Annotated in this window: 17 protein-coding genes and 1 pseudogene; 2 read left to right on the top strand and 16 right to left on the bottom strand. The window is 63.0% G+C overall.

What is annotated here, in order from left to right; genetic code table 11:
* Positions 1 to 42 precede the first annotated feature (42 nt).
* The 16 genes and pseudogenes from SJ05684_RS26530 to SJ05684_RS26605 all read right to left on the bottom strand — a co-directional run bounded on the left by SJ05684_RS26530 (position 43) and on the right by SJ05684_RS26605 (position 15757).
* On the bottom strand, positions 43 to 1482 hold the full coding sequence (locus tag SJ05684_RS26530) for an NADH-quinone oxidoreductase subunit N (RefSeq protein WP_034855198.1): 1440 nt from the start codon (positions 1480 to 1482) through the stop codon (positions 43 to 45).
* On the bottom strand, positions 1479 to 2954 hold the full coding sequence (locus SJ05684_RS26535) for an NADH-quinone oxidoreductase subunit M (protein WP_034855199.1): 1476 nt from the start codon (positions 2952 to 2954) through the stop codon (positions 1479 to 1481). Before SJ05684_RS26535 ends, SJ05684_RS26530 begins: the two co-directional genes overlap by 4 nt.
* Before the next feature lie 8 nt (positions 2955 to 2962).
* Positions 2963 to 4738: a Na(+)/H(+) antiporter subunit D gene (locus SJ05684_RS26540; protein WP_034855201.1), complete on the bottom strand. Its 1776-nt coding sequence runs from the start codon at positions 4736 to 4738 to the stop codon at positions 2963 to 2965.
* Entirely contained in the window at positions 4731 to 4985 is a 255-nt protein-coding gene (locus SJ05684_RS26545) for a hypothetical protein (RefSeq protein WP_034855210.1), read from the bottom strand. Before SJ05684_RS26545 ends, SJ05684_RS26540 begins: the two co-directional genes overlap by 8 nt.
* Positions 4982 to 6448, bottom strand: a complete 1467-nt coding sequence (locus SJ05684_RS26550) for a monovalent cation/H+ antiporter subunit D family protein (protein ID WP_034855212.1) — start codon at positions 6446 to 6448, stop codon at positions 4982 to 4984. The genes SJ05684_RS26545 and SJ05684_RS26550 overlap by 4 nt, the downstream gene beginning before the upstream one ends.
* 4 nt (positions 6449 to 6452) lie before the next feature.
* Positions 6453 to 6755, bottom strand: a complete 303-nt coding sequence (gene nuoK, locus SJ05684_RS26555) for an NADH-quinone oxidoreductase subunit NuoK (RefSeq protein WP_034855214.1) — start codon at positions 6753 to 6755, stop codon at positions 6453 to 6455.
* Positions 6755 to 7255, bottom strand: coding sequence for an NADH-quinone oxidoreductase subunit J family protein (locus SJ05684_RS26560; RefSeq protein ID WP_034855216.1), 501 nt, complete (start codon positions 7253 to 7255; stop codon positions 6755 to 6757). Before SJ05684_RS26560 ends, nuoK begins: the two co-directional genes overlap by 1 nt.
* A gap of 182 nt (positions 7256 to 7437) precedes the next feature.
* Positions 7438 to 7671: pseudogene (locus SJ05684_RS26565) on the bottom strand (SDR family NAD(P)-dependent oxidoreductase); the annotation flags it as partial.
* A gap of 19 nt (positions 7672 to 7690) precedes the next feature.
* Complete coding sequence (locus SJ05684_RS26570) at positions 7691 to 8728, bottom strand: proline racemase family protein (RefSeq protein WP_034855256.1); 1038 nt, start codon at positions 8726 to 8728, stop codon at positions 7691 to 7693.
* A gap of 14 nt (positions 8729 to 8742) precedes the next feature.
* Positions 8743 to 10218, bottom strand: coding sequence for an aldehyde dehydrogenase family protein (locus SJ05684_RS26575; RefSeq protein WP_034855218.1), 1476 nt, complete (start codon positions 10216 to 10218; stop codon positions 8743 to 8745).
* 74 nt (positions 10219 to 10292) lie between these two features.
* Positions 10293 to 11540 carry an NAD(P)/FAD-dependent oxidoreductase gene (locus SJ05684_RS26580; RefSeq protein WP_034855220.1) on the bottom strand — a complete coding sequence of 416 codons (1248 nt, stop codon included), beginning with the start codon at positions 11538 to 11540 and terminating at the stop codon, positions 10293 to 10295.
* A 169-nt stretch (positions 11541 to 11709) separates the two neighbouring features.
* Positions 11710 to 12588 (bottom strand): dihydrodipicolinate synthase family protein, encoded by an 879-nt coding sequence (locus SJ05684_RS26585; RefSeq protein WP_034855223.1) that lies wholly within the window; start codon positions 12586 to 12588, stop codon positions 11710 to 11712.
* Positions 12589 to 12617: 29 nt separating this feature from the next.
* Positions 12618 to 13283, bottom strand: a complete 666-nt coding sequence (locus SJ05684_RS26590; protein ID WP_034855225.1) for an amino acid ABC transporter permease — start codon at positions 13281 to 13283, stop codon at positions 12618 to 12620.
* 11 nt (positions 13284 to 13294) lie between these two features.
* A complete protein-coding gene (locus tag SJ05684_RS26595) occupies positions 13295 to 13957 on the bottom strand; it encodes an amino acid ABC transporter permease (protein ID WP_034855227.1) in 663 nt (220 codons plus the stop codon).
* 9 nt (positions 13958 to 13966) lie between these two features.
* Complete coding sequence (locus SJ05684_RS26600; RefSeq protein ID WP_034855229.1) at positions 13967 to 14746, bottom strand: amino acid ABC transporter ATP-binding protein; 780 nt, start codon at positions 14744 to 14746, stop codon at positions 13967 to 13969.
* Between the two features lie 177 nt (positions 14747 to 14923).
* Positions 14924 to 15757, bottom strand: coding sequence for a substrate-binding periplasmic protein (locus SJ05684_RS26605; protein ID WP_034855231.1), 834 nt, complete (start codon positions 15755 to 15757; stop codon positions 14924 to 14926).
* Between the two features lie 196 nt (positions 15758 to 15953).
* Here SJ05684_RS26605 and SJ05684_RS26610 point away from each other — a divergent pair, with 196 nt between their 5' ends.
* Both SJ05684_RS26610 and SJ05684_RS26615 read left to right on the top strand, forming a co-directional pair.
* Entirely contained in the window at positions 15954 to 16673 is a 720-nt protein-coding gene (locus SJ05684_RS26610; RefSeq protein WP_034855234.1) for a GntR family transcriptional regulator, read from the top strand.
* On the top strand, positions 16674 to 17471 hold the full coding sequence (locus SJ05684_RS26615) for a pyrroline-5-carboxylate reductase (RefSeq protein WP_034855236.1): 798 nt from the start codon (positions 16674 to 16676) through the stop codon (positions 17469 to 17471).
* The last annotated feature ends 268 nt before the right edge of the window (positions 17472 to 17739 follow it).

Consider the following 17739-nt stretch of genomic DNA (forward strand, 5'->3'; position numbering starts at 1 on the left):
CGCAGCATCGGCGCCGGAAGACACATCGCCGAGACTCCACATCTAGCCGCCGAACACCGACGTTTGTGCAAGTCTCAGAAACCAGGCGGGAAACAGGCCGATGCCGATGGTGCCGGCGGCGGTCAGGGCGAGCGTGGCGCGGACGGAGGGCGTCAGTGCCGGATCGAAGACCCTCTCCGGTTCGCGCATGTAGATCACCATCACAACCCGGATATAGAAATAGGCGGCGACGGCACTCAAGAGCACCGCGACCACCGCCAGCGCGACGAAACCTTGCTCGACGAGCGCGACGAGCACGTAGAACTTGGCGAAGAACCCGGCCGTCGGCGGAATGCCGGCCAGCGAGAAGAGATAGAGCAGCATGAGGAACGCAAGCCCCGGATGCGACTTGGCGAAGCCCGCATAGTCCGGGATTGCCTCGCCGGAGAAGTCGCCGTTGCGCATCATTACGACAACGGCAAAGACGCCGAGAGTCATGAAAGCATAGATCAGCAGGTAGAGCATGACGCTGGCGATCCCATCCTGGCCGCCGGCCACGACGCCGAAGATGGCGAAGCCGGCATGGGCGATGCTGGAATAGGCAAGCAGCCGCTTGATATTGTCCTGCACCAGCGCGGCAAAACTGCCGAGCGCCATGGTCATGACGCCGATCGCCGCCACGATGATCCAGACATCGGAGGCTGCGATCAGCGGGTTGAGGAACACTCTGAGGATCACCGCAAAGCCTGCGGCCTTGGGCGCCACCGACATGAAGGCGGTGATCGTCGTGGGAGCGCCTTCATAGACGTCCGGCAGCCACATATGAAACGGCACCGCGCCGATCTTGAAGACGAGCCCGGCGACGATGAAGACCACCGCCAGCAGAAGTGCGGGATCGCGCGGATCGCCGGTCGCCGCCGCAGTCATCCCGTTGAGAGCCGTCGTGCCGGTGAGCCCGTAGACCAGCGAAACGCCGTAAAGGAACATGCCGGTCGAGACGGCACCGAGGATCACATATTTCAGCGCCGCCTCGTTCGATCGCCGCTCCCGCCGCAGAAAGCCGGTCAGCACATAGGTGCAGAGCACCATCAGCTCCAGGCCCACATAGATCGACAGAAGGTCGGTCGCCGAGGCCATGATCATCATGCCCGACAGGCAAAAGAGCAGCAGCACATAATATTCGCTGATCCCGATCCCCTCGATTTCGGCATATTTCCGCGACAGCAGGAATGTGAGAACGGTGGCGAGGTAGAATACGAATTTGAAGAACACCGCGAAGCGGTCGACGATGAACATGCCCGAATAGGCCGGCCGCACCTCGCCGGCGAGCAGGAAGGTGGCCAAAGCGGCGATCAGCACGACCGCAACGGAAGCCCAGACGATCAGATGCTCTTGTCCCCTGCGGATAAGCTGCCCCGCGATCAACAGGATACAGGCGCCGGTGACCACCAGGATCTCGGGCAGGCTCGCCAGCACCCACTGGTAGAGCACGGCGGCGCTCATTGGCCCCTCCCCCTGCTATGCACCTCGACCAGCAGATGCGTCACCGATGTGTCGATGATGTCGAGGAAGGGTTTCGGATAGAGCCCGACCCACAGCACGAAGGCGGCGAGCGGCAGGATCGCAGCCATTTCCCGGGCGTTGACGTCGCGCAGCGTCGGCCCGGCGCTCACGCGGACAGGACCGAGCGCGATGTTCCTGTACATGCCGAGCAGATAGGCCGCGCTCAGCATCGCGCCGAGAATGGCGACCGCGCCGAAGGCGAGGTTCGCCCCGAAGGCGCCCGAAAGCACCAGCAACTCGCCGACGAAGGCGTTCGTTCCCGGCAGTGCCATGGACGACAGGGTGAACAGCGCAAGAAAGGCGGTATAGACCGGCGCCACCTTCATCAGCCCGCCATATTCCGCGATGCTGCGCGTGTGGGTCCGCTCGTAGATCAGGCCGACGAACAGGAACAAGGCGCCCGTCGTTATGCCATGGTTGAACATCTGCAGGATGCTGCCCTCGAGCCCGCGGGCATTCAGCGCGAAGATCCCGAGCGTCACGAAGCCCATATGGCTGATGCTGGAATAGGCCACCAGTTTCTTCAGATCGTCCTGCGCCAGCGCAAGGAACCCGCCATAGACGATCGCGACCGCCGAAATCGCCAGCATCAGCGTCGAATAATAGACCGAGGCCTCCGGCAGCATCGGCAGCGAGAACCGCAGGAAGCCATAGGCGCCCATCTTCAGCAGCACGCCGGCGAGGATGATGCTGCCCGCCGTCGGCGCCTGCACATGCGCGTCCGGCAGCCAGGTATGGACCGGGACCATCGGCACCTTGACGGCGAAGGCGACCAGGAAGGCGAAGAACAGCCATGACTGGACCCCGAACGGCAGATCCTGATCCATCAGAACGAGAATGTCGAAGGTCTCGCCGCCATGGAAGTAGAGCACGATGACGCCGACCAGGAAGAGAAGGCTGCCGGCCAACGTGTAGAGGAAGAACTTGAACGCCGCATAGACCCGGCCGTCGCCGCCCCACACCCCGATGATCAGGTACATCGGGATCAGCATCGCCTCCCAGCAGACGTAGAACAGGAACAGGTCGAGCGCTGAGAAGACCCCCAGCATCAGCGCCTGCATAACGAGCAAGCTGATCATGAATGCCTTTACCCTGCGGTCGATTGCCACCCAGGACGCAAGCACCGAAACCGAGCCCAACAGCGCGGTCAGGAATACGAAAAGGGCGCTTATTCCGTCGACGCCAAGAGCATAGGTAATCCCGAGTGCCGGCACCCAGGGGCGCGTCTCGGTGAACTGCATCTCATACGTGGCGGTATCGAAGCCGGCGAGCATTACCACCGTGAGCGCGAGGTCGATGACGGTAACGCCGAGCGCCGCCCACCGCACCGCATCGTCGCTGCGCAGAAACATCAGCACCGCTGCGCCGGCGGCGGGCGTGAGAATGATCAGGCTGAGGAGCGGAAATCCCATCGCACCCCCTACCGCCACACCACGGCGAAGACCAGAATAGCCGCGATCAGACCGGCGACCATTGCCAGCGCGTAGTGGGTGACGAGCCCGGTCTGCAGCCGCCGGAGCACGCTGCCGCCGCTGAAAATCGAATGGGCGATGCCGTTTACCACGCCATCGACGCCGTGAATATCGAGCCGCAGCCCCGCGCGCGCCGATCCGTGCAGGAAGGGCAGCACCGCCGTCTCAGAAACGTCGCTCACCGCCTTCTCATAGCGCGCAAGCGGCCTTTCGGCGAACCACATGAAATAGCGCGCACCCTTGCGGTAGAACCAGTCGGTGTCGATGCTGATCGTGTTTTCCGGATCGAGCGCCCTCAAGAAGATGACGAAGCCGAGTGCCGTGAACATCAGAATGCCGAGGCTCTCGGCAACGTGCTGGCCGGTATAGGGCTCGAAGTCGACAGAATAGGGCAGAAGGGCGTAAAGCGGCTCCGGGAAAACCCCGATGGCGATGCAGAGCACCGCTGCCATGCCCATGGCAATCAGCATGTTGTGCGGCGGCTCCCGCGCCGCGAGCCCCCGGTCGGTACCGAAAAACATGTAATAGGGAAGCTTGAGCCCCGTGTGCAGGAAGGTCCCCGACGAAGCCATGGTCAGCGCCAGCACCACCAGCGCCCGGTGATCCTCGCCGGCGGCCGCCACGACCATCGATTTGGTGACGAAGCCGGAGAAGAACGGGAAGGCGGAAATCGCAAAGGCGCCGACCATGTAAAGCGCCACGGTCACCGGCATGGTCCTGTAGAGCCCGCCGAGCTCCGTGAGTTTGCGGCGGCCGGTGACGTAGATCACCGCGCCGGCCCCCATGAACAGCAGCGACTTGTAGAGAATATGGGCGAAGGCATGGCTGGCGGCACCGTTCACCGCCATTTCGGTGCCGATGCCGACGCCCGCGACCATGTAGCCCACCTGACTGACGATGTGGTAGGCAAGCAGCCGCCTGCAGTCGTTCTCCAGAACCGCGTAGATGACGCCGTATATCGCCATCACGGTTCCAAGCCACACCAGGAGTTCGACACCCGGAAACACCCGCGCCAGCACGTAGATGGCGGTCTTGGTGGTAAAGGCGCTCAGGAACACCGCGCCGGTAACGGTCGCCTCCGGATAGGCATCGGTGAGCCAGGCGTTGAGCGGCGGCACCGCCGCGTTGAGCAGGAAACCGGCAAGGATCAGATAGGCGCCGAGACCCAGCTCCCCGTCGATCGCCGTCCCGGCGATCGGACCAAAGAGCAGCGAGCCCGTGGCCGCGCCGTGGAGAAGGATGCCGCCGAGCAGGACAACGCCGCCGGTGACGTGCACCATCAGGTAGCGGAACGCGGCGCGGATCGCCCGCTCTCCGCGTCCCGCGAAAATCAGGTAGGCGGAGGCAAAGGCCATGCCTTCCCAGAAAAGATAAAGGGTCAGGTAGTCGCCGGCGAAGACCACGCCGAGCGCGCTGCCGACATAGACGAAGGCCGCCACATGCTGGCCGGCGCGCGGCAGATGCAGCGCATAGACGGTGCCGATCAGCGCCATGATGGTGAAGACGGTAGCGAAGACGATGCTGAGCCTGTCGACCTTCGCGACCAGAATGTCCTGCTCGATGAATTGCGCAGCGCCATAGCTGCCCGGCGAGGTCGTGGCGACGGCGAGGATCGCCAGTGCCGGGACCACCAGAAGATAAGCCTTGCGGATCCGTCCGCTGAGAAAGGGGATCGGAAGAGCACCGAGGATGAAGAGGAGGGCGGGATGGATGAAATCAGTCATAATAGTCCTCGCGCCGCATCAGGCCCCCGCGATGGCCGAGGAATTTGGAAACGAAGATGAGCAGAACGCAGGAGCCGAAGCCGTAAAGAGCCGACCAGCCGGGCAGGCGGTCCCACAGGAATTCGGCATGCTCGCGCGGCACAAGGAAATCGGCGACGACAATCAGGACGAGGATCAGATAAAACAGCCGGCGGCGCAGCCCTGCATATTCCTCGTCACCAAAGAAGCCGACGACACGCTTGATCATCGGATCACTCCATCCGCGAGCGTGAGAAAATAGCCGGGGAAGATGCCCATCAGCACCGACAGGATGGCGGTCGCGACCAGCGGTATCGTGACCAGCGGTATTTCACGGACCGTCGCGGAGCCCTCCCCTGCGGTTGCTTCCCCAAAAAATGCGACATAGCTGACCGGCAGGAAATAAGCGGCGTTCAGCACCGAGCTCACCAGCAGCACTGCGAGGAACGCCATCTCCCCCGCCTCTACCGATCCCTGCGCCAGATACCATTTGCTGACGAAGCCCGCGGTCGGCGGCACGCCGATCATGGAGAGCGAAGCGACGAAAAACGCCCCCATGGTCCAGGGCAGCCTGCGGCCAATGCCGGCCATGTCGCTGATGTTTCGCTTTCCCGAGGCGCAATAGATCGAGCCGGCGCAGAAGAAGAGCGTGATCTTCGAGAAGGCATGCGCCGCGATGTGGATGATCCCGCCGGTGATCGCGACCGGCGACAACAAAACCGCGCCCAGCACGATATAGGAGAGCTGACTGACGGTCGAATAGGCGAGCCTGGCTTTCAAGTCGTCCCGCGTCAGCGCGTAGACCGACGCGATGATGATGGTAAAGGACACCAGATAGGCCGTCGCGACGCCGAGGCCGAGCTCCCCGACCAGCCCGACGCCGAAAACGTGGAACACCACCCGGAGCACGCAGAAGACGCCCATCTTGACCACCGCCACCGCATGCAGCAGCGCGCTGACCGGTGTCGGCGCCACCATTGCGGCGGGCAGCCAGGCATGCATGGGCATGACGGCGGCCTTGGCGAAGCCGAAGAGATAGCAGAAATAGACGACGGTCAGCAGCGCCGCCGGGGCGTCGGCTACGGCCAGCAGCCCCCCGGCCAGGAAATCGAGCGAGCCCGCGACGTGATAGGTCAGCGCCAGCGCGGCGAGAAGCGCGCTTTTCGAGGCGCCCATCAGATAGACGAGATATTTGCGGCTGCCCTTCCACGCCGCCTCGTCCTCGTGGTGGTAGACAAGCGGATAGGTGACGAGGCTGAGCAGCTCATAGAAGATGACGAGCGTGAACAGGTTGGCGGCAAATGCGCCGCCGACCGCGGCGGCGAGGCTGGTGGCGAAACAGGCGAAGAACCGCGTCTGCGCATGCTCGTGCAAATGCCGCATGTAGCCGATCGAATAGAAGGCGGCCAGGATCCACAGAAGCGAAGAGACCGTGGCGAACACCATGCCGAGCGCATCGGCGCGGAAGGCGAAGTCGACCCCCGGCAGGATTTCGAACAGGCGCAATTCGACGGTCCCGCCCGCAAGCACCGTCGGGGCCATCGAGATGACGGTTAGGAACATGGCAAGCGCGGCCACGGGCGAAACGAGATCGCGCAGCGTCTCCCGCTTGTGCAATAGCAGGATCGTCAGGGCAGCCAGCCCCGCAATGGCGACGGCGATGAGCGGCCGGATCGATACGACGGGGTCCAAGCCGCTATCCTTTCATCATGGTCACGTCGTCGACCTTGAGGGTGGATTTGTTCCTCACGAGGGCGACCAGGATGCCGAGGGCGACAGCAACTTCCGCCGCGGTGATGGCGATCACGAAGATCGCGAAGATCCGCCCACGGAAGTCGCCGTGATAGTGCCCGAAGGCGATGAAATTGATGTTGACGGAGTTGAGAAGAAGCTCCAGCGACATCAGCACCACCAGTATATTCCGCCTCAGCAGTACGCCCGCCGCTCCGATGACGAACAGCACCACGCCGAGCAGGATATACCAGGAGAGCGGAACCATCAGCCCGACTCCCTCCGCGCCAGTACGATGGCGCCGACGAGGGCCGCCAAAAGGATGACGGACGCGACCTCGAACGGCAGGAGGTAGTCGGCAAAAAGCGTCGTCCCAAGCTGGCGGACCTCATCGCCACCGCTCACCGCAACGGGTTCGGAGACCGAAAATCGATCGCTCCAGAGCACAAGCGCCAGCATCTCGATGCCGAGCAGGCCGAGCAGCACCAGCGCCGGCAGGTTGCCGCCCGGCAAGAAGCGCTGCAACACCGCCTCGCGCACGTCGATCATCATGATCACGAACAGGAACAGGACCATGATGGCGCCGACATAGACGAAGATCTGGATCACCGCGAGCAAAGGCGCGCCGAGCAGGACGAAAATCGCGGAGATCTGCAGGAAGCATGCCATCAGCGCCAGGGCGCTGTGAATGGGATTGCGCGCCAGCACCACGGTCAGGGCCGTGATCACGGACACCGCAGCGAACAGAAGGAAGAACCCCTGGCCCATCGACGCCGCCCCCCACGCGAACGATCGCCCGGCCGGAATCGACCGGATTTCGCGATCGTTCCGCACATCAGGTTCATTCAAAAATTGTGCCCTAGTATCGGTTTTTACACAAGATTATTGTCGCCGGCGGTGTCGTGGCGGCCCCTCGCCCTTGCCGGTCGCCGGCTCACTCGACATCAGGTGCGCCCCGTGGCATCGACCGCCTTGCGCCACATTTCGAACGGGCCTTCGGCCGCGGAGAGATCGGCTTGCACGATCAGCCCATTGCCGCCGATGCGCGCAAGAATGGCCTCCGCAGCCGCCTTGTCCCGCCCATAATGGATGATCGGGTGCGCCCCCTCCGCCGCCAGACGTTCGACGATGACCGCCCCTATGCCGCCGGAAGCGCCGGTGACGAGAAGGCTTGCCCTTGCAATGGCCCGTCCATGTTGCTCCCTATTTCAGAAGAAGACCGACCTGCGGTCCCCAGGTATCCGAGAGCGCGAAACCGGCCGCGAACGGATCGTCCGGGTCAAGGCGCAGTTGCGAGCGACCGTAGACGTAGCCGCGCCCGGTGATCCGCGGCAGCACGGCCTTGCGGCCGGCCACTTCCGTTTCGCCGATCGCCTCGGTCCGGAATTCCCCGCCGATGATCGAGCGCGAGATGCGTGCCTCACCGACCGACAAGAGTCCGCGTGCATAAAGGGCCGCCAGATTGGCGGAACTGCCCGTCCCGCAAGGCGAGCGATCGACGCGACCCGGCGGCAGCGTCGTGCAGGTGCGCACCGCCCCATCCGGTTCCCGGCCGCGGAACATCACATAGGCGGTCTCGTCGACGCCGGGGAGCTCCGGGTGCTTCACCGTCACCTGCTCGGTGATAAGCGCCTTCAGCTCGATACCGGCCTCCGCCAGATAGCGCGCATGGACCGGCGCGATATCGACGCCGATCTGGTCGACGTCGACGAGCGCGTAGTAAACGCCGCCGAAGGCGATATCGGCCTTGATGCGCCCCCAGCGCGGCGTTTCGATCTCCCGGTCGAGCGCCTCGGCGAAACTCGGCACGTTGTCGAGGCTGACCGACAGGCAGCGCCCCTCCTGGCAGGCGGCGCGCGCGATCACCAGCCCGGCCGGCGTGTCGAGTCGAACGATCGTCACCGGCTCCCGCATCCCGATCACGCCGCTTTCAAGCAAGGCTGTGACGACGCAGATGCAATTGCTGCCGGACATCGGATGGGCTCGGTCGGCCTGCAGCACGATGAAGCCGGCATCGGCGTCCGGCCGCGTCGGCGCGACAAGCAGATTGACGGACATGGCGACGCTGGCGCGCGGCTCGAAGGTCACGAAGCGGCGGAGGCTGTCCTCGACCTCATTGATGTGGTTCATCTTGTCGAGCATCGTCGCGCCCGGGATTTCCGGCGCGCCGCCAATGATCACCTTGCCGATCTCACCCTGGCAATGAACCTCGAGCAGATCGAGGGAACGGTCCCAGTTCATGGAAACGGCGCTTTTCATTTGATGTACCAGCCCCAGGGATCTTCGCTGACATATTTGGTGATCTGCTTCGTCTCGAGATAGTTTTCGAGACCCCAACGCCCAAGTTCGCGGCCGATGCCGGATTCCTTGTAGCCGCCCCATGGTGCCTCGGTGAAGGTCGGCTGCGAGCAGTTGATCCAGACGATACCGGCGCGGAAGGCGGCGGCGACCCGCTCGGCGCGGATGTCGTCCTTTGACATCACCGCCGCAGCGAGACCGAAGCGGGAATCGTTGGCAAGCTCGATTGCCTCCTCCTCGGACGAGAAAGGCCGGATGCACAGGACGGGCCCGAAGATCTCCTCGCGCCAAGCGTCGCTGTCCAAAGGAGCATTGGTCAGCACCGTGGGCTCGATATAATAGCCCTTTTCGAAGCCCGCGGGCCGCTTGCCGCCGCAGGCTACCGTGGCGCCGGCGGCTTTCGCCGCCTCGATCGCCGCGAAGACCTGCTCGTACTGGCGCCTGGACACCAGCGGACCGAGCAGCACGCCCTCCTCGAGGCCGTTGCCGATCCTGATCTTTTTCGCCTCTTCCACGAGCCGCGCCAGCAGACGCTCGTAGATGCCTTCCTGCACCAGGACCCGCGACGTGGCCGAGCAGACCTGGCCCTGGTTCCAGAAGATGCCGAACATGATCCACTCGACCGCCTCCTCGATATCCGCATCGTCGAAGACAACGAAGGGCGACTTGCCGCCAAGTTCGAGGCTGACGCGCTTGATGTCGCGGGCGGCCGCCGCCATGATCTTGGAGCCGACCGGACCGGAGCCGGTGAAGGCCAGCTTGTCGACTTGCCTGTGATCGATGATTGCCTGCCCGGCAACGGAGCCGGCACCGGTAACAATGTTGAGGACGCCGGGCGGCAGGCCCGCCTCATGCGCGATCGCCGCGAGTTCTAGCGCGGTCAGCGACGTGAGTTCCGCCGGCTTCAGCACCACCGTGCAGCCGGCGGCAAGGGCCGGCGCAACCTTCCAGGCGGCCATCAGAAGCGGGTAGTTCCAGGGGATGATCGCGCCTGCGACGCCGACGGGCTCCTTGATCGCCTTGGAGGTGAAGCGCGCGTCGGCAAGCGCGATCGGTTCTTCCGGATTGTTGTCGAGCTGTTCGGCGAGCCCGGCATAGAAATCGAAGCATCCGGCCGCGTCGGCGACATCCCAATCCGCTTCCGGGAACGGCTTGCCATTGTCGATCACTTCGAGATGGGCGATTTCCGCCTGCCGCGCCCGGATGCCCTCGGCGATTGCCCCGAGATAGCGGGCACGCTCGCGACCGGCAAGCTTCGGCCAGCCGTCCTTGTCGAATGCGCGGCGCGCCGCCTTGACCGCAATGTCCACATCCTCGGCGCTCGCAGCCGCGGCCCTATGGATCACCTCTTCCGTCGCCGGATTGACGATCTCGAAAGCCCCGCCCTTGACCGGCGCTACCCACTGACCATCGATATAGAGTTCTTTACGCATTCGTCGTGCCTCCGGTTTGTTTGGACGTGGCGGATGATGCCGCCACCTACGCGGATGTGGTTTTTCCTTCGAGTTCAGAAGCGATCGACCCTATATGGGTGAAGATCGATTGGCGGTGTCTGACCGGTCGCGAGATCGCCGATCAGCCGGGCGGTCGTCGCGGCATAGGTGAGGCCCAGATGTCCATGGCCGGTAGCGTAGTAGACGCCGCGGTGCTTTGCGGAGGGACCGATGATCGGCACCGTGTCGGGAAGCGCGGGACGATGGCCCATCCACTCCGCGGCCTTCTCCGCCCGAAGGTCCGGCAGGGCCTCCTGCGCCCGCTTCACGAGCACCTTCGCCCGCCGATAATCCGGCGCAGCATCGAGCCCGGCCATTTCCACCGTGCCGCCGACGCGGATGCCGCCGGCCGTGGGCGTCACCATGAAGGCGCGCGCGGGCCAGATGACCGAGTGGCGCATCGTAATGCCCGGCGCCATAATCTGGGTGTGGTAGCCGCGCTCAGTTTCGAGCGGGATTGGTTCGCCGAGAAGCCGAGCCAGCTTGCCGGTATAGGCCCCGGCGCAAAGGATGATCTCGGGGGCGGCGATCGACCGTCCATCGGCAAGGCGCACCGCTTTGGTCCGGTCGCCGTGCTCGAAGCCGGCGACCGCGCCCTGCTCGATCCTGCCGCCGAGCGCCAGGAATTTCTCGCGCAGTTTCAGGAGCAGCCTGTACGGATCGACGATCGAGCGGTTGTCGGGAAAGAGTACCGCTTTGGCGATCTTCGACGTCAGTGCCGGTTCGAGATCACGGATGGCGTTGCCGCCAAGGACCTGGTGGCGGAAGCCGAAACGTTCGAGAATCTCGATATGCTCCCGGTCCGCCCTGAACTCGGCCTCGTCCGCATAGAGGCTGAGGCATCCCTCCTTGGTCAGCATGTGCGTCAGCTCTGCCGCCTTCAACAGAGGCATCAGATCTTCGTAAACGCGGCTGCATAGCACCGCGCCTGCCGCCTCCAATTCCTTCACGCGCGAAGGGCGGCTGGCTTCCAGAAACCGAAGAAACCAGGGCGTGAGTTTCGGCATGTAGGAAGGCCGGATGCGCACCGGTCCCTCCGGATCGAGGAGCCACTTCGGCATCTGCGCCCAGACGGCCGGCCGCGAGGCGGGCATGAATTCGGTCACCGCGATCGATGCCATGTTGCCGTAGGAGGCGCCCTTGCCGTCGAGTTCGCGCTCGATGAGCACGACTTCCCTTGCACGGCGTCGGAGTTCGTAGGCGATCGTCGTGCCGATGATACCGGCCCCGACGACAGCGACTGTATCCTCGTTATTGCTCATCGTTGATTGCCGACCCTGCCGACGATGACCTTGCCGCTTTCCCCTTCGCCGTGGCAGCTGACGACAGACAGGACTTTCTTGAAACGCATCGAAATGGCTCCGCGGTTGTGTCGGTAGGCCGACGGATTTATCGGGGCCGTGCGCGTTGCCGCGCCGCCCCGCGCGTGGCTTACCAGTTCAGGATCGGCTCCATCGCTGCGCGGAACTCGGCCTTTTCCTCATCCGTCAGCGGTCCAAGCGGTGCGCGGCATTCGCCGACCGGCAGGTCCTGCAGCTCGCAACCGTACTTGATCTTCTGGACGAACTTGCCTGACTCGAGAATGTTCATCGCGCGGTAAAGCGTCTTCATCATCTCGCGAGCCTTGCCTATGTCGCCTGCCTTGTAGGTGCGGTCGAGGTCGCAGCAGGCCTTCGCCATGCAGTTCGACGGTCCGCAGATCCAGGACTCGGCCCCCCAGAACATGAAGTCGAGCGCGATGTCGTCGGAGCCGCTGACAAGCTGGATCTTTCCCTCGTAACGGCTGGCGATGTCGATGGCGCGTTGCAGCACGCCCGAGCTTTCCTTGATGCCGATTACACGCGGATTGTCGGCAAAATGGTCCAGCAGCTCGAAACTGATGTCCGATCCGTCCTTGGCCGGATAGCTGTAGAGCACGAGATTGACATCCACCGCTGCAAGCACGGTTTCATAGTGCTTGATCAGTTCCGCTTGTGTCGGGCGGGTATAGAAGGGCGGCGCCAGCAGGACAGTGTCGTAGCCGATTTCCTTGGCCATTGCGGTCTGCTCGATCACCTCGCGGGTGGCTGGGGCGTTGGAACCGGCGATCAGAGCCTCGCCCGGCTTGGCGAAATCCTTCACGAACTGCAGCACTTCGCGGCGCTCTTCCGTCGACTGGCTGAAGTACTCACCGGTGGAACCGTTAGGCACCCAGCCGGTCACGCCGGCCTCGCGCAGATGCACCAGGAGCTTTTCGAAGGACTTGAAGTCGATTCTGTTGTTGGCATCGAAGGGGGTTACGAGGGCGGGCATGACGCCTGAGAGTTTCATAAAGGTCTCCTTTTCAGATCAGGCTCGGATCAGATCGCGAGTTTTGCGAGTACGCGCCGCTCGATCAGCGTGACGGCACGCGTGAGCGGAAAGGCGATGGCGAAATAGATGAGGGCAACGACCGTCAGCACCTCGACGGGGCGCGCCGTGTTGTTTGAAATGTTCTGGCCGACGAACATCAGGTCGGCCATGCCAACGGCGGAGACGAGGGCGCTTTCCTTGAACAGGCTGACGCAGTTGGACAGCAGCGTCGGCACGGCGCGGAGCACCGCCTGCGGGAGAATGACGCTCGTCACCTGGACTCGGCGCGGCAGGCCCAGCGCGACGCAGGCATCGAGTTGTTCGGGTCCGATGGACTTGAGCGACGCCCGGAACGTCTCGCTACTGATCGCACCCATGTAGAGAGTGAGCGCGATGACGCCGGAGGTAAGATTGGAGAGCTCGACGCCGAGGATCAGCGGCAGGCAGAAGAAGATCCAAAAGAGCTGGACAAGCACCGGCGTGCCGCGAAAGAATTCGACATAAATGCTGGAGGCCGCTCGCAACAGGGCGCTGCGCGATGTCCGGGCGAGGCCGATGAGGAAACCGAGGCTGCAGCCGAGCACCACGCAGATCAGTGTCAGCTTGATCGTCATCCAGAGACCGAGCACCAGCGCATCCTGGAAGCGAAGGAGGATGGAGAAGTCGAGTGTCATGGGTCTTCTCCTCAGCTCATCATCAATTGGCGGCGGCGTTCGAGATAGCCGACGATCTGAGAGACGGGGAAGGAAACGGCGAAGTAGACGAGAGCGACGATGGTAAAGGTCTCGATCGGCCGATAGGTCTCCGTCGCAAGCGTCTTGGCCTGATACATGAGGTCCTGCACTGCGACGATGGCGACCAGCGCGCTCTGCTGGAAGATGCCGATGCCGTTTGTCAGCAGCACCGGGATCGACGCACGAACTGCGGTCGGCAGCACGATATAAAGGGTGCGCTGGAGCGGGTTGAGACCAAGGGCGATGCCGGCATCGAGCTGTTCGCGCGGAACGGCCTGGATCGCTGCGCGATAGGCCTCGGCGTTGAAGGCCATCAGGTTGAGGCCGAGCGCCAGGATGCCCATCGTCATCGAGCCAAGAAAGACGTTGAACAGCATCGGCACGCAGTAGAAGAACCAGACGATCTGCACGATCGCCGGCGTGCAGCGGAAGAATTCGACGAAGAGCATCGCCGGCAACCGGGCTGGTGCGAAGCGGCTCATGATCAAGAGCGCCAGCGGAAAGCCGAGCACGATGCCGATCAGATTGGCGGCGATCGTCAATTGAAGGGTAACGATCAGTCCATCCCAGAGTGGCCCGAAGGAGATGGACCGGAAATCGAAGGAATAATCCATCTTCCCCTCCTAGTGTCGAATATGGAAGACGCGATCGATGAACTCGCGGGTGCGCTCTTCCCTGGGAGAGCCGAGCACCTGCTCCGGAGGCCCGTCCTCGACGACCACGCCACCGGCGCAGAAGATGACGCGCGAGGCGATGTTCTTCGCAAACCACATGTCGTGGGTGACGATCATCATCGGCATATCCTGGGCGGCGAGCTGCAGGATCACCTGCTCGACCTCGGCGACGAGTTCTGGATCGAGCGCCGACGTTACCTCGTCGAACAGCATCAGTTTCGGATCGAGCATCAGGGCGCGGGCGATCGCCACGCGCTGCTTCTGCCCGCCGGAGAGCTGCGCCGGATAGGCACTGGCCTTGGCGCCGAGACCAAAGCGTTCGAGGAGCGCCTGGGCGCGCTTGGTGGCGCTCGCCCTGTTTTCGCCGCGCACCTTGCAGGGCGCCAAGATCAGGTTTTGGATGACGCTCAGATGCGGGAACAGCGTGTAATGCTGGAACACCATCCCGATCGAGCGCCGCACTTCTGTATCGATGACGGTTTTCTTGTCGGCACCCTTGGAGGATATGTAAGGCTTTCCGCCGAAGCTGATCGCGCCGCTGTCGATCTTCTCGAGGCCCATCATCACGCGCAGCAGGGTGCTCTTGCCGCCGCCGCTCGGGCCGATGACCACGACTCGTTCGCCGGGCTTCATCTCGATGTCGAGTCCCTTGAGCACCTGGATGTGCGGCCCGTAGCTCTTGTGAAGGGACTGTATTTTGACAAGGGGGGCACTGAAGGACATGGTCATCGCCGATCTCGCTGGTCAAAAGAAGGGATGAGAGTGGCCGGGCAAACGACTGCCCGTGCCCGGCCAGACTACAGCGCCGCGCGTCGTTTCAGATGCGTAAAGGTCGCTGTAACTCTTTGAATCTGCGCATCGAGCTTTCCGAAAATCGGCTCCGATTTTCGGGCCGATGCGCTAACGTCACTGTGCGCTTTTCAGCACCTCATCGACGGCCTTGCGGATCAGCTCGTCCACGTGGCCGGTCGCAACCTTCTCTTCGAGGAAGATGTTCACCACCTCGACGTCGGCGGCCGAGAGCTGATGTGGCAGACCGAAGGCGACCCCCTGCTTCGCCAGCGCCGGCTCGGGGTTCAGGGCGACCGCCCAATCGGGATTCGACTGGAGGAAGAGCTGGTTGGTGTCGGAAGCATCGACGACAATGTCTGCGCGTCTGGAGACGACCGCGAGGCGCGTTTCGTCATTGCCCGGCAGACGCAGGATGGTGGCATTCTTCACCGCGGCGGAGATTGCCTTGTCCTGGGCGGTTCCCGACATGACCGCGAGGGTCACGTCCTTCTTGTCGATGTCCGCAACCGAAGTCGCGCCGGCCGGAATCTTCGGATTGTCCTTATTGTAGGCGAGCGAGATCTGGTACTCCATCGCCGGGATGGAGAACTGCACGGCCATGGCACGGGCCGGCGTCCTGTTCAGTGCAAGCGAGAGATCCCATTTTCCCGCCTGCAGGCCGGCGACGATATTGTCCCAGGTCGTGTCGACGAATTGCGGCTTGACCTTGAGCACATCGGCGAACTCACGGCAAAGATCCGCGAAGAAGCCGGAATATTCACCGGTCGCCGGGTCGCGCATGACGTAGGGCGGAGCGACGGCCGCGCCGCAACGCAGAACGCCCGCGCTCTGCACGCCCTGCCAGTAGCCTTCGGCGGTTTGGGCGGAAGCGGCGGTGGTTGAAAGGCCTGTAACCAGGGCGAGCGCAGGCAGCGCCCGCAGAACGGGCGAAAGCATCTTCGAAAGCATCGTCATTTCCTCTGTTTGGCGTGCGCGTGACGCGCGGCTCCTCTCGTCGGTTTCAACCGATCTTGATCTTGTGTCGTCTTCGTGTCGACAATGAAAATAATGTCGTCTCTGTGTCGACATTGTCAAGCAAAAAAATTACATTGTCTGGAGAGGTGCATTCTGGCCTTATGCATTCGATGGTGAGAAAGGGACGTAAGTGTCTGAAGAAACAGAAACCAAGCGAGCAAAGGGCAGCGGCTGGAAAAGCGTCTACGAGACGCTTAGAAACGAGATCCTGGCGCTCACCCTACCTCCCGGTCAGCTTCTCGATGAGAACACGCTCGCCGAACGCTTCGACATGTCGCGCTCACCGGTGCGCGAAGCGCTGATCCGGCTCGCGGGCGAAGACCTTGTCGTCACGCTCTCAAACCGCAGCACCATCGTCGCCCCGATCGAGGTCGCGACCTTCCCGAAATATGTCGAGGCGCTCGACATCGCCCAGCGCATGAACACCCGCCTCGCGGCGGAACTGCGCACCGAGGCGGATCTGAAAGCGATCGCCAGGCGGCAGAAGGAATTCGAAGCGGCCGTCAAGACCCACAATCACCTGCAGATGTCAGAGGCCAACAAGCAGTTCCACATGGCGATCGCCCATGCCGGCAAGAACCCCTATCTGGCATCCTTCTATGAGCGGCTGTTGAACCAGGGCCAGCGCATGCTTCACCTGCATTTCGAATACCTGGAGCGAACCCATGAGGGCTATCTCCTGACCGACGAGCACAATCTGATGCTGGAAGCGATCCGGACGAAGAATGTCGATCTTGCCGACGAGCTCTCTCACGCCCATACGCGCCAGTTCCAGCAGAACTTCATCGACTTCATGCGCGAGAACTACACGACGGATGTCTCGCTTGGCCGGCGCAAGGCGGCCGAATAGATGCGTATCGGATTTGTCGGCACGGGCGCGATAACCGAGGCTATGGTGGCCGGCATCGCCGGCTCCGCTCTTATTGTCGCGGAGATCATTGTTTCACCGCGCAATACGGACATCGCAGCCCGGCTCGCGAGCCGGTTTCCTTCAGTTCGGATCGCGACGAACAATCAGGAGGTGGTCGATGCGGCCGATCTCCTGTTTCTCGCCATTCGGCCGCAGATCGCGGAAGAAGTGATCCGGGATCTGGCATTTCGGAAGCGCCAGAGGATGGTCAGCGTCGTCGCCGCGATCGACCGGACGAGGCTCCTCACCTGGATCCGGGAAGACGTAGAACTCACCCAGGCCATTCCCCTGCCCTTCGTCGCCGAGTGCGAAGGCGTGACCGCCATCTTCCCGCCCAATGCCGATATCGCGGCCATCTTTGATGCCCTTGGCAGCGCTGTCGAATGCGAAACGAAGGATGAATACGACCTGCTTGCGGCCGCCAGCGCGCTGATGGGCACCTATTTTGGCATCCTCGACCGGGCAACCGGCTGGCTCGAGGAAAGAGGCATGGCGCGAGCGAAGGCACGCGCCTATCTTGCGCCACTCTTTTCCAGTCTGGCGCAGAAAGCGGCCAGGGCGGATCAAACCGCGCTTGATGCTCTCCGACGCGAGTTTTCGACCCCGGGCGGCCTGAACGAGCAGGTTTTCGAGGATTTCGACCGCGATGGTGGAAGCAGGGCGTTGACGGATGCGCTCGACCGCGTGCTCGACCGCGTGCGGGGACAAAATGCTGACGGCGTGTCGCGACTACCTTAAATCTCCCGCACCCGATCGGGAGACTCGTCGAAGCCGGTACACGGCCCGCGGCCTGAGCCGCATCTGCTGCCTCGGCCCTGTTCTTCCGCCACCCCGACAATGCACGCCAGCCGGAGAGGCAGTTCCTCTCCGGATCCGGGCTCGGCTAGCCTTCACAGGGAACCCACACGACCCGAGGAGAAGATAGCAAAAAACCACGTCGACTTCCGAGCGCCGTGCGGCTATGCGGACGCGCAAAGCTGTAACTTCGAATCCGCCGGAAAGACCG

It is taken from the genome of Sinorhizobium sojae CCBAU 05684 (assembly GCF_002288525.1).
Classification (GTDB): domain Bacteria; phylum Pseudomonadota; class Alphaproteobacteria; order Rhizobiales; family Rhizobiaceae; genus Sinorhizobium; species Sinorhizobium sojae.